9 protein-coding genes are annotated in these 13024 nt (G+C 65.8%); 6 read left to right on the top strand and 3 right to left on the bottom strand.

From position 1 onward, the window contains the following. Positions 1–153: 153 nt before the first annotated feature. A complete protein-coding gene (locus Q0A15_RS06025; RefSeq protein WP_291278622.1) occupies positions 154–1365 on the bottom strand; it encodes a benzoate/H(+) symporter BenE family transporter in 1212 nt (403 codons plus the stop codon). A 46-nt stretch (positions 1366–1411) separates the two neighbouring features. Between Q0A15_RS06025 and Q0A15_RS06030 the strand changes: the two genes are divergently transcribed. From Q0A15_RS06030 to Q0A15_RS06040, 3 genes are all read left to right on the top strand, one after another. After that, a complete protein-coding gene (locus Q0A15_RS06030; protein WP_291278623.1) occupies positions 1412–2236 on the top strand; it encodes a helix-turn-helix transcriptional regulator in 825 nt (274 codons plus the stop codon). Positions 2237–2494: 258 nt separating this feature from the next. Then, the gene (locus tag Q0A15_RS06035; protein WP_291278624.1) at positions 2495–4768 is read left to right on the top strand and encodes a 5'-nucleotidase C-terminal domain-containing protein; all 2274 of its coding nucleotides are present in this window, start codon (positions 2495–2497) and stop codon (positions 4766–4768) included. A 123-nt stretch (positions 4769–4891) separates the two neighbouring features. Then, entirely contained in the window at positions 4892–7720 is a 2829-nt protein-coding gene (locus Q0A15_RS06040; RefSeq protein ID WP_291278625.1) for an ExeM/NucH family extracellular endonuclease, read from the top strand. A 98-nt stretch (positions 7721–7818) separates the two neighbouring features. On the opposite strand, the gene Q0A15_RS06045 is transcribed toward Q0A15_RS06040, so the two are convergent. Together Q0A15_RS06045 and Q0A15_RS06050 are read right to left on the bottom strand one after the other, a co-directional pair. Then, the gene (locus Q0A15_RS06045) at positions 7819–8661 is read right to left on the bottom strand and encodes a type IV toxin-antitoxin system AbiEi family antitoxin domain-containing protein (protein WP_291278626.1); all 843 of its coding nucleotides are present in this window, start codon (positions 8659–8661) and stop codon (positions 7819–7821) included. 184 nt (positions 8662–8845) lie between these two features. Further along, the gene (locus Q0A15_RS06050) at positions 8846–9457 is read right to left on the bottom strand and encodes a TetR/AcrR family transcriptional regulator (protein WP_291278627.1); all 612 of its coding nucleotides are present in this window, start codon (positions 9455–9457) and stop codon (positions 8846–8848) included. Positions 9458–9810: 353 nt separating this feature from the next. On the opposite strand from Q0A15_RS06050, the gene Q0A15_RS06055 reads away from it, so the two are divergent. The 3 genes from Q0A15_RS06055 to Q0A15_RS06065 form a co-directional block, all read left to right on the top strand. Continuing rightward, positions 9811–11520: an ABC transporter substrate-binding protein gene (locus tag Q0A15_RS06055; protein ID WP_291278628.1), complete on the top strand. Its 1710-nt coding sequence runs from the start codon at positions 9811–9813 to the stop codon at positions 11518–11520. 2 nt (positions 11521–11522) lie between these two features. After that, positions 11523–12479: an ABC transporter permease gene (locus tag Q0A15_RS06060; RefSeq protein ID WP_291278629.1), complete on the top strand. Its 957-nt coding sequence runs from the start codon at positions 11523–11525 to the stop codon at positions 12477–12479. After that, positions 12476–13024 (top strand): ABC transporter permease (locus Q0A15_RS06065; RefSeq protein WP_367273358.1); only part of this gene is annotated, 549 nt, incomplete at its 3' end. The genes Q0A15_RS06060 and Q0A15_RS06065, both read left to right, overlap by 4 nt.

A 13024-nucleotide genomic window follows, 5' to 3' on the forward strand; every position in this document is an offset into this window, starting at 1 on the left:
CACGAGGAGAGTCCTCTCAGGGAATGCGGTGGTGTGTCGAGAAGGCCGGCTCCGCGGCACGGACCGTTCGGACTCAGCGTGGCACAGGGGTGGTCGTTCGGCGCACTTCGTTGAGCCGGTCAGGGGCAGTGTTGCGGGGGTGTGTGGCAGGGATCACGGCTTGGGCTGCTTGAGGCCGAGCAGCCAGCGCATCAGTAGGCCGACCACGAGCGCCCAGAAGGCGGAGCTGATCCCGGCGATAGTGAGTCCTGAGGCCGCCACCAGGAACGTCAATACGCCCGCGATCCGGTGGTCTGTGTCGGCCCACGCCCCTTGAACGGAGGAGGTGAGGGCGGCGATCAGGGCGAGTCCAGCCACCGCGGCGACGATGCCGACGGGCGCGGCGGCCGCGACGGTGGTGATCGCCGCGGCGCCCAGTCCGAGCGGAAGGTAGAAGGCGCCGGCCCACGCCGCTGACCGCCAGCGCCGGGAGTGGGGCACCCCGCTGTCGTCCCCAGCGGCAAGGGCCGCGCTGATGGCCGCCAAGTTGATGGCATGCCCGCCGCCCATGGCGGCAAGGCAGGACCCAGCGCCCGTGGTGAGGAGACCGGCGCGCCACGGGGCGGTGTATCCGTAGGAGGCCAACACGGCAATCCCGGGCACATTCTGGGAGGCCATCGTGACGATGTAGAGGGGGAGTGCGAGGCCCAGCACGGCCGACCACGACCACGTCGGCCAGGTGAGGATCAGCGTCGGGGCCAAGCTTGCGGTGTAGATCTCGGCGTTCCCCGTGGCCACGGCGAACACCAGGGTCACGAACAATGCCAAGAAGGAGAGGGGGGTGGCCCATGGGGGAAAGCCGCGGTGCCCGCCCCGCCCCCGGCTACGGGGGGCGGCCCTCCCCGCCGGGTGGGAGGACAGAGCGGAGAACGGGGCAAGGCATAGGGGGAGGAGCACCCCGGCCAGCATCGCCTGAGCCAAGGCGGCCGGGATCCGCAGGACCAGGTTCCCCAGCTGAGGCCACAATCCGGTGAGCACGACCAGGACTGCGCACACCAGGAAGGCCCCCACCGCGTCGGAGAAGCCACCAGGGAGGGCGGCCGACCCTCCCAACAGCGCGGCGCCCGGTGTGGACCACGCCAAGGTGACCGGAATTCGGCAGGCCAGAGACAGCACGAGCGAACCGAGCCCCACCATGACGCATAACGCCATGAGTCCCGACGCGCTCTGCGCAGGCGAGGCGCCCACCGCGGCAAGGCCGGTCAGGACCACGGCGAAGGAGCTCGTGAAGCCCACCAGAGTGGTGATGAATCCGGCGCGGACCTCGGCGGCTCCGTTCCGGCTGCGGCCGCCCGGCTGGGAGACGTGTGGGTTGAGTTCTGGCACAGTTGAACCGTGCCACTACTGGTAGTGGCGATGTTAGTTTGTTGCCATGCCCGACGTCCCCTCCCGCACTTCCGCCGCAGCCGGGCCCTCCGGGCCCCGCAAGGAACTCGGAGACTTCCTGCGGCGCAAGCGCACCGAGGCCGATCGCTCCGACTACGAGCTGCCGCCCGTGGGGCGGGGGAGGAGTAGAGGACTGAGGCGGGAGGAGATCGCCTTCCTGTCCGGGGTCTCGGTCACCTGGTACACCTGGTTGGAGCAGGGCCGCGACATCAATCCGTCGCGGCAGGTGATCGACGCCGTTGCGCTGAACCTGCACCTGACCGCCGCGGAACACGACTATGTCCTGGGACTGGCCGGCTTCACGCCGTCGGCCCGTCCGGTGCCGGTGGCCCCGGGACCGGTTCCGGATCACGTGCAACACCTGTTGGACGCCCTTGACCCGGCTCCGGCGTTCGCGCTCACCCCACACTGGGACATTGCGGCCTGGAATCACGCCTACGAGGGGCTCTTCCCTGGGGTGCGCACCGCCGATCCCGCCGAGCGCAACCTTCTGTTGTTCGTCTTCACTGACGATTACGTGCGGGCCATGCTGCCTGACTGGGAGCTGACCTCGCGACAGTTCCTGGCGGAGTACCGGGCCGAGACCGGTTCGCGGGTCGCGGGTCCCGAGCATGTGAGACTCCTGGACCACCTGCGTTCCGTCAGCCCGGAGTTCGTCACGGCCTGGGACGAGCAGGCCATCCAGCGCTTCGAATCCAGACGCCGCGAATTCATCCACCCGGACGGTGAGCGGGTCTTCGAACAGGTCAACGTGGTTCCCCAGGACACGCCTGACCTCCACGTGGTGGCTTACCTGCCAGTGCGCGACTGATCCGGCCTATGGTCGACACAGGGGGTGACTGGCCTGCACAAGGGGTTGAGCAGCGCGGGCGGCCCGGCCCTATGGGCGGCCGGAAGATATGAAGCTATCTTTCAGATTTTGATCGGTTGGTGGCCTGCTGTTCACCCGCACGTAGCATCACTCAGTTACAGTAACGATGTTGTCTTCCACGTCACATGCCGAAGGCGACGCCGTTCCGGCCGTCGCGCCGGAGCCACTCGAACCCCTTGAGGTAAGGAAAAACATCACATGGGTGCACCACACAAGCACCGTTACCGCTCCACGCTCGCGGTGGCCCTCGGCGCGGGCCTGATCGCCGCACCGTTCGCCGCCCTGCCGGCCTCGGCCGCCGACGAGGACGTCACGCAATTGAACTTCATCAACATCAACGACTTTCACGGTCGTATCGATGAGAACACCGTGAAGTTCGCCGGAACCGTGGAACAGCTGCGCGCCCAGCATCCCGACTCCACGGCCTTCATCTCCGCAGGAGACAACATCGGCGCCTCGCTCTTCGCCTCCTCCGTCCAGAACGACGAGCCCACGCTGGACGTGCTCAATGCCCTCAAGCTGGAGGCTTCCGCCACGGGCAACCACGAGTACGACAAGGGCGTGGACGACCTCACCGGACGTGTGGCCGGCTCCGCCGAATTCCCCTACCTGGCCGCCAACGTGACCAAGGACGGCGAGCTCGTCCACAAGTCGTACAAGCAGTTCACCGTGGATGGGGTCGAGGTGGCCGTCGTGGCAGGGCTGACCCAGGAGACGCCCACTCTGGTGTCCCCGGGAGGCATCGAAGGGCTCAAGTTCGGAGATCCGGTGGATGCCGTGAACCAGGTCGTCAAGGACCTCAAGGACGGCGACGAGTCCAACGGCGAGGCGGACGTCATCGTGGCGGAGTACCACGAGGGTGCCTCCGCAGGCACTCCCGACGGATCGGATCTGGCGACCGAGCTGGCCCATGGTGGAGCCTTCGCCAAGATCGTGAACGAGACCAGCCCCGACGTCGACGTGATCTTCACCGGTCATACCCACAAGGAATACGCCTGGGAGGCCGCCGTTCCGGGTGCGGACGGCAAGACCCGGCCCGTGGTGCAGACCGGTTCCTATGGTGAGAACCTTGGCCACGTGGTGCTGGATTACGACGCCGAGACCAAGGAAGCCACCGCCTCCACCGTGGAGAACGTGAAGCGTATCCCCACTCCCGAGAAGGACAACGGGGACGTGGACGAAGAGGCATCCAAGGCCATCGACAACGAGCTCGTCGCCAAGTACCCGCGAGTGGAAGCGGTCAAGCCCATCGTGGACGATGCGCTCAAGGTCGCAGAGGAGAAGGGCAGCGTCAAGGTCGGCGAGGCCACCGCAGACATCACCACGGCCTTCGCGGACGGCAACCGAGACGACCGCGCCAACGAGTCCACCTTGGGCAACCTGGTGGCGGACTCCCTGCTGTCCACCCTTTCCTCCGACGAACGCGGCGGCGCCGACATCGGCGTGGTGAACCCCGGTGGCCTGCGCGCCGACCTGTCCAAGGGAGACATCACCTACGCGAAGGCCAACGCGGTGCTGCCGTTCGTGAACAACCTCTGGACCACCACGCTGACCGGCGCCCAGTTCAAGGAAGCCCTGGAACAGCAGTGGCAACTGGACGAAGACGGCAAGGTGCCCTCCCGCCCCTACCTGCAGCTCGGGCTTTCGAAGAACGTCTCCTACACCTACGACGCGGACGCGAAGCAGGGCGAGCACATCACCTCCGTTCGGGTCAACGGTGCGCCGTTGGACCTCGAGAAGGACTACACCATCGGCTCCTTCTCCTTCCTTTTGCAGGGTGGCGACAACTTCCGGGCCTTCGCAGATGGCAAGAACACCAAGGACACCGGCCTCATCGACCGTGACGCCTGGATCGACTACCTGAAGGCCAACTCCCCGGTCTCCCCGGACTTCGCCCGCCACGCCGTTGGGCTCAAGGACCTGCCGACCAAGGCCGTCAAGGCCGGTTCCACCGTGAAGCTGCAGCTGTCCAAACTGGACCTCACCTCCACGGGGTCTCCGGCCAATGCCGCGGTCACCGCCACGCTCGAGGAACCGGAGTCCCTCACCCGCGCGGCCGGCGATGAGATCGGTTCGGCCGAGGTGCAGGACGGCGCAGCCGACCTGACGCTGAGCATCCCTGAGGACGCCGAAGGCGACTACGAGGTGAAGATCGTTGCGGACCCGAGCGGCACCACCACGGTGATTCCGCTGTCCGTGACCGCAGCTGCCACGACGGCGCCTACCGAGGAGCCCCCGGAGGACCCGACCGAGTCGGCGGAGCCCACCACCGAGGCCCCTGTCACCGAGGAACCCACCACGGAGGCCCCGACGTCCCCGGCGGCAGGCGAGGCCACGCCGTCGGGCACCGATTCCGGCGAGCTCGCCGACACCGGCGCCGACGTGACCGGCTGGGTCCTTGGCGGCGTCATCGCTGTCATGCTCGGTGCAGGCCTGACCGCGCTCGGCAAGCGTCGCAGCCGCCGGCACTGACACACCCCGCCGACCACCTGTCGGCATGAAAGCACACGCGTCGGTGCGGATCAGCCGATCCGCACCGACGCGTGTGTCTCATCACCGCAATCCGTGCCCCGCCTCCATGAAGGAAACCCCCGCATGAGCACTCCAACTACCCTCCGGAAACTCAGGCTCGCCCTGATCCCCGGCCTGGCCGCCGGCCTCTTCGCCACTCCGATCCTCGCCGCACCCGCCCTCGCAGACACAGCCGACGGCGTGGTGATCAACGAGGTCTATCTCAAGGGCGGCAGCGCCAACGCCCCCTACTCCAAGAAGTTCGTGGAGCTCTACAATCCCGGTGATCAGGACGTTGTGCTCGACGGCTGGTCGCTTCAGTACCGCTCCAAGGGCGGCGACGGCGCCGCCAACGGCGTCGGCGCGCTCTCCGGCACTGTCCCGGCTGAGGGGCACTTCCTCATCTCGATGAACGGGAACGGGGACAACGGTGAGGCACTGCCGACGTCGGACCTGGACCTGGCGGGCGCGGTCAACGCAGGCGGCAGTGACGGCACGCTGTACCTGGCGGAGACCACGGAGAAACTCACGCTGCCCGTTGGCGATGCCAAGGCCAACGACCAGGTGATCGACCTGCTCGGGTACGGGACCTCCAACACCTTCGAGACCGAAGCGGCCGCCACCCAGGGCGGCAACGCCGTCCCGAACTCCCTGACCCGTGCGGACGCGGAGGACACGGACAACAACTCGACGGACTTCACCGTCGCCACCGACATCACCCCCACCAACGCGGCGGGGGAGACCGACTCCAGCGATCCGGAGCCCACCGACCCGGAACCCGAGCCGGAACCGACCGAGGTCACGCCGATCGCCGAGATCCAGGGCGAAGGCGATATCTCACCGATGGAGGGTAAGACCGTGAAGACCACCGGCGTGGTCACCGCGGCCTACCCCACTGGAGGCTACAAGGGCTACTACATCCAGACCCCCGACGCCGAGCCGGGGAAGGCGTCCCACGGCCTCTTCGTCTACTCGGACGCCACCGTCGGTGACGTCGAAGCTGGACAGAGCGTCGAGGTGGTCGGCAAGGTCTCCGAGTACAACCACCTGACACAGATCACCGTGAACGAGGGCGGTCTTTCCGTGGCCGACTCCCGTGCTGCTGCCGAGATCACTCCCGTAGATACCGAATATCCGGCGACCGAGGCAGAGCGCGAGACCCTCGAGGGCATGCTGGTGCAGCCCACCGGTGACTTCACCGTCACCGATGTGTACCAGACCAACCAATACGGCTCCATCGACCTGGTCACCGGCACCACGCCGCTGAAGAACCCCACGGCGGCCGGCACCGTGGGATCGGACGCATACAAGGAGGCGCAGCAGCGTCGCGCAGAGGGACTCGTGACCGTGGACGACGGCGCCAGCGCCTCCCTTCTCAACAACGCCGACCTGCCGGTGCCCTACCTCTCCACGAAGAACCCCGTGCGGGTCGGCGCCCCGGTGGAATTCACCAAGCCCGTGGTGCTGGACTACCGCAACGACGCCTGGAAGTTCCAGCCGCTTCAGCAGCTCACGCCGGACAACGCGGACGACGTGCAGCCCATCAGCATCGGCAACACCCGCGAAGACGCGCCCAAGCCCGTCGGAGGCGACGTCCGCCTGGCCGGATTCAATGTGCTCAACTACTTCACAGACCTGGGTGAGGACATCGCCGGGTGCAAGCCCTACACCGACCGTGACGGCAACGGCGCGACCGTTTCCGGCGGCTGCGACGCGCGCGGCGCCTGGGGTGAGGCCGACCTCCAACGGCAGCAGAGCAAGATCGTCTCGGCCATCAACTCCCTTGGCGCCAACGTGGTGTCCCTGGAGGAGATCGAGAACTCCGCACGCTTCGGCCATGACCGAGACGCTTCGCTGGCCAACTTGGTGGACGCGCTCAACGCCTCCGATTCCCTCGAGGACGGCACGTGGGACTACGTGCGCTCGCCGGAGTCCGTCCCGGACAACGAGGACGTCATCCGGACCGCGTTCATCTACAAGGAAGATCAAGTGCAACCGGTGGGGGAGTCCACCATCCTGGATCATGAGGCCTTCTCCAACGCCCGCAAGCCGTTGGCCCAGGCCTTCACGCCGGTGAGCGGCACCAAGGCCGACGACACCACGTTCCTGGCCATCGTGAACCACTTCAAATCCAAGGGCGGCGACGGTAGCGGAGACAATGCCGACACCGGCGACGGGGCGGGGTCCTTCAACGGAGACCGCACCCGCCAGGCCGAGGCACTGCTGGACTTCGCCGCGGAGCAGGAAGCGGCCGCTGGGACCGATCGAGTGTTCCTGCTGGGCGACTTCAATGCCTACCTCGGTGAGGATCCCGTCCAGAAGATCCTCGAGGCCGGTTACGTTTCGCAAGGACTCAAGACCGGCAAGGAGACCTACGCCTACGACGGTGGGACCGGTTCGTTGGACCACATCTTCGCTTCGGCGGCCGCCGATGAGCGTGTGGTCGGCGCCGAGGTCTGGAACATCAACTCGGTGGAGTCCGTGGCCCTGGAATACTCCCGCCACAACTACAACGTGGTGAACCTCTACGAGGACGGCCCGTTCCGCTCCTCCGACCACGACCCGATCATCGTGGGATTCCAGACCTCGGAGTCGGTGGAGCCCACCGATCCGTCGGGCCCGCCCACGGAGTCCACGGACGGCGCGGACCCTTCCGACCCCACGGACAGCGCGGACCCGTCCGACCCTGCAGACTCGTCGACCACCTCCGGTCCGACGGCCGGTGACGGCTCCGGTGACGGCACCGGAGGTGCCGGAAACCGTGGTGACGAAGCCGAACAGGCCGGGAATGCGCCGTCGGGCACTGGACTGGCGAATACGGGTGTCGAGATCCCATGGATTCTGGGCGGGTTGATCACTCTGTTGGCCGGCCTGGGACTGACGCTGGCCTCGCGCCGCACCCGCCGGCACTGACCCCACCGCTGTTCAGCACAGCGTCGGTACAAATACACAGCGTCGGTGCCCACGACCTCTTGGGCCCCGACGCTGTGTCGATTGACCGACACAGTGCTTCATGCCGCGTCGGCCGTACGGGTCATGGCTGCCCTGATGGAAGCCAAAACCTCCGGCCATTGGTGCAGGATCTGGTCGTAGCTGAAGTTCAAGGTTTCGATCCCGAGGTTGGACGCGGCAGCTTGGCGCCGTCGATCCTCGTTGAAGGCGCCACGGGACGTGTGGAACTCGCGCCCGTCCACTTCCAGGATGAGCAGTTTGCCACGTAGTCGGATGATGAAGTCCACTCTCCCGACGGTGTTGATGTTCACCTGCGTTTCGAGTGACAACCCGACCTGCATCAGGAGGAATCTGAGGACGGACTCCAGCCCGCTGCCTGCGTTACCGGTGGCCTTGTCCACGAGCCACCGTTTGGATACCGGAAGCCGGTCGCGGATGCGGCTACGTGCGGAGGTGGAGAGCAGTCGTTTGGCCCAGGCGGACTCGAACGAAGCAAAAAAGGCAAGGTCCCCGGAACACTTGCGCAGATGAAGCAGTGCTGTTTCCAGGCCCACAGAACCGATTCTCGCTCGGCCGGGAGACCAGTGGGTGACGCACGTGCAATCCGGGTGGTGGAACTCGCGGCCGTTGCCGCCCAGCCACACGTGGGGTGGACCTGGCTCTGGCAGAACCCAGACACCCCGGGCGCGCAATACGGACACGCAGGTGAGCATTCCGCCGTGGCGCGCTGCTGTCAGGGCCTCAGATGGTGCGCTCGGGTGTGCGTAGACGCCGCGCCTGACCCGAAAAATTTGACCGGTGGCGACAGCTCGGTTGATCTGTGTCCGGGTGAATCCATTGGCTATCAACGTGGAGAAGGCGACGATCCCGCCCATGGCGTGGAAGAGAGAAATGATGTCCATCCCCAAGGGTCGCATCGTTGCGGTCTTGACCTGACGAGGACCTGCTACGTGTGGGGACAACACGCCGAGGACCCAGGATGGGGGCACTGAGCACTGCGTCGGTGAGTTGGCACAACGTCGGTGCTGGTGGTCGAGTGGGCGCCGACGTTATGCAGAATTGCCGACCGAGTGCGCCGGGTGCGTGTTAAATGTTGGTTTCCAGGGGCCGGGATTCCAGGGCCGCTCGCAGCAGTGCGTCGGCCCCGGCGCGAGCGTTGAAGCCGCGGATCAGGGAGTGCCCCAGGTCGGTGAGGAAGACGTTTCCCAGTGCCAGGCACACGATGTCGAAGGCCAGCTGCCCCACGAACTCGCGGTCCAGATGTGGCAGGTCCCGGACCATCACCTGGAACACACGTTCGTGTGTGGAGGAGTAGGCCTTGTCCAGAACGGAAGCGACGTCGGTGTTGGACTTGGACTCGGCGACGAAGGCCTGCACCACTGCGTTCTCGTCCGTGGGAGCCGTGAAGTCCTCACCGAAGAGGACCTCCAGGACGTCATCCAATGAGGCATCGACGTCCGGGACGATCTGATCCGGGCCACCCTCCAGCTCCGGCAACAAGCCGTAGAACCGGCGGCACGCGTCGGAGATCAAGGTGTCCCGATTGCCGGCGAAATGGCGTACGTGGCCACGGCTCATCCCGGCTTTCTCTGCGATGCGCTCCAGGGTGGTGGCCACGATGCCGAACTCGCTGATGCACTCGATGGTGGCGTCGAGGATCTGGGCCCGTCGCTGCGGGCCCACGCTGGGGCGTCCCATGAAAAAGCTCCTGTGGTGGTGAGGACCGTGTTCGTCAGGCGATGGCCGACGGCGGTGGCGGGCATCGCGCGCCCCGGTCCTTGGTGGGCCTGGCGGCACTGGTGGCCCCGATGGGGCCGGGCGGATTGTTTCGCCCTGATGAAGACGATCGTAGCGGCTACCGTTTCGCCGATCCAGTTTGTTAGTCAGGCTTGACCAAAAACATCTGCATCGCATAACGTCCTCTGCAGACGTGATCGACAACACGCTCGAGGGCGAGCCTGATCACCGCACATCGAACCAACAAGCACCCAGCTCCTCGACGGTTTCCCGAGCCGCAGACACGAGGATCCCACCCACCTGGAAGGCCGGCCATGCAGCCCACCACCATGAAGCCCCGAAGCGCATTCAAGCGCATCGCCATCACCGGCGTCGCAGCCACGCTGGCGCTCTCCCTGGCCGCCTGCGGTGGCGGCGAGAAGAAGTCCGCGGCCAACAACGGGTCGGCCGAGGACGGCTTCGCCTCCAACGGTCTCTACGATCCCGAGAACCTGGTCGCCAAGACCGAGGCAGGCACCGAGAAGGTGGACAGCGTCCGTTGGGGTCTGCGCACCGGCGAGCCGGCCACCATCGACCCGGGCAAGACCGGCAACGACTCCGACTACATCGTCACCGGCAACCTCTGCGAGAGCCTGTACCAGGTGGACGAGAAGTTCGGCCCCCAGCCCAATCTGGCGACCGAAGCCGACTGGAGCGACCCCACCACCCTGGAACTCACGCTGCGTGACGACGTGAAGTTCTGGAACGGCAAGCCGATGACCGCCAAGGATGTCGTTGCGACCCTGGAGCGCACCGCCAACCCCAAGAATCAGTCCATCTACGCTTCCGCCTTCGCTCTGGTGAAGAAGTTCGAAGCTGTCGACGACACGCACGTGCGCGTCTCCTTCCAGGTGCACGACGGAGACTTCATCAACAACATCTCCGGTCCCGCCGGCCGCATCATGGAGGCAGCCTCCATCAAGGAGCTCGGCGCGGACCTCGGAACCCCCAAGGGCGGCGTCATGTGCACCGGCCCGTACCAGCTGGACAAGTGGACGCCCGGCCAGTCTGTTTCCATCAAGGCCAATCCCGAGTACTGGGACGGCGCACCCAAGGTGGAGAAGATCGAGTTCGTCCCCACCCAGGACGATGCCGCCCTGACCTCGGCCCTGACCTCCGGCGAATTGGACGGCGCATTCGACGTCCCCGAGGCCTCCGCCAAGCAGTTGGCCACCTCCGGTAAGGGCCAGCTCGTGGTGGGCCCCTCCAACTCCACCGTCTCCTTCGGCCCCACGTCTGCCAAGGGTGCCTCTTCCGATCCGAAGGTCCGTGAGGCACTGTCCCTGGCGATCGATCGTGATTCCGTGATCAAGAACCTGCTGAAGGGGTACGGCGCCCCGGCTTCCACGTTCACGGTTCCCTTCCAGTTCGAGGGTCTTGAGCAGGCAGACATCTTCACCAAAGCCTACGACGATCTCCCGGAGCCCGAGGTGGACCTGGACAAGGCCAAGAAGCTGGTGAAGGAGGCCGGCTATGAGGGCAAGTCGCTGAAGATCGCGGTCCCGTCCGGCAACCAGATGCTGCAGAACATCGCCACTGTGGTGAAGGACGCCGCCGAGAAGATCGGCATGAAGATGACCATCGAGCAGCGTCAGCCCGCTGATTACGCTCAGTTCTTCTACGCTCCTGAAGCACGCGAGGGCGTGGACTTCATCTCCGCGGTCGGCTACCAGGACACCCCCGGAGTGAACACCTACGCGAGCCTGAACGCCCTGCAGGGTGAACAGGGTCTCTTCAACTGGACCCAGTACAAGAACGATGAGGTGACGGGACTGCTGCAGAAGGCGCGCACAGCGGAAGACACCAAGACGGCGGCCGAATCCTTCGTCAAGGCGCAGGAGATCTTCGCCCCGGCGAAGCTGCAGGTCACGCTTGGTGTTCAGTACACCCGTACGTACATGCGTGAGGGACTGACCGGGGCCACGACCTCCATGTCCTACATCAACACTCCTTGGGCCAAGAACCTGGGCGGTGCAGCGAAGTGAATGTGACCGTCCTCCGTTGGCTCAAGCGGCTGGGAGGGGTGATCCTCACCCTCTTCATCGCGAGCATCCTGATTTTCTCCATGGTGTCGCTGACCCCGGGAGACCCCGCGGCGATGCTGGCCGGTGGATCCAACCCCAACCCGGAGACGCTGGCCGCGGTACGTGAACAGCTCCGCCTGAACGATCCCATCCCGGTGCAGTACCTGGGCTGGCTCGGCGACCTGTTCACCGGTGACCTGGGGCGATCCTTCCTGGTGGTCAAGGGTGCAGAAGTAGGATCCTTGATCGCACCTCGCATGGTGACCACGGGTCTGCTCGTGGCCTACGCTGCGGTGCTCATCGTGATCTTCGGCATCGGTTCCGGCCTGTTGGCCGGCACCAGCGGCAAGCTGGTGGACCGCATCATCACGATCCTGACCTCTGCCGCCATGGGTGCCCCCACGTTCGTGGTGGCTGTGGCCCTCATCGCGATCTTCGCGGTGAACCTGGGGTGGTTCCCCACCCTGGGTGCGGGTGAAGGCGGATTCGCTGACAGAATCCACCACCTGACCCTGCCCGCCATCTCCCTGGCGATGGCCTACCTGGCCTTCATCTCCCGCATCACCCGTACATCGGTTCTCTCCCAGGCCCACGCGGATCATGTGGAGACCGCCACGGTTCGTGGCCTTCCCCGCAACTACGTGGTGCGACACCACATCTGGCGCAATGCCTCCGGTCCCATCCTCTCCGTGTCCGGTCTCTCGATTGCCGGCCTCTTTGCCGGCACCGCGGTGGCGGAGCAGGCCTTCGGTATCAACGGTGTGGGCTCACTGCTGACGCAGGCAGCGGCCAGCCAGGACCTTCCCGTGGTGCAGATCCTCTCCATGTTCATGGTCGCCACCTTCGTGATCGTGAACCTGATCGTGGACGAGATCAGCGCCATGCCGGATCCCCGACTCAAGCAGGAGGTGTCCGCATGAGCTCCATCATGGCAACGGAACCCCGAAAGACCGGCGGCAAGCGCGCTCTCAAACGCGTGGGTCGGTCCTCCAAGCCCAAATTCCTGGATGTCACCGGCTGGATCTGCCTGATCTGGCTCGCCATCCTGGTCTTCGTAGCGATCTTCGGTAAGTGGCTGGCCCCGCATGATCCGCAGGCACTGGACCAGGCCAATCAGCTGTTGTACCCCAACGCGGACAACTGGCTCGGTACCGATACCTTGGGTCGTGACATCTTCTCCAGGATCGTCGCCGGTGTGGGTCCCACGCTCTACGGCCCGCTGCTCATCGTGGTGATCGCCGGCGTGGGCGGCACCGTCCTTGCCGTGGTCGCAGCATGGTGGGGCGGCTGGGTCGATGCGATCATCTCCCGCGCCATGGACATCATCTTCGCGTTCCCGGGCATCATCCTGGCCGTTCTGGCCGTGGCGATGCTGGGCCGAGGCATGGTGGCTCCGGTGGTGGCCCTGTCCATCGCCACGATCCCCATGGTGGGCCGCATCGTTCGCTCCCCGGCGCGCCGGGAG

Source organism: Galactobacter sp., from assembly GCF_022712295.1.
Lineage (GTDB): Bacteria > Actinomycetota > Actinomycetes > Actinomycetales > Micrococcaceae > Galactobacter.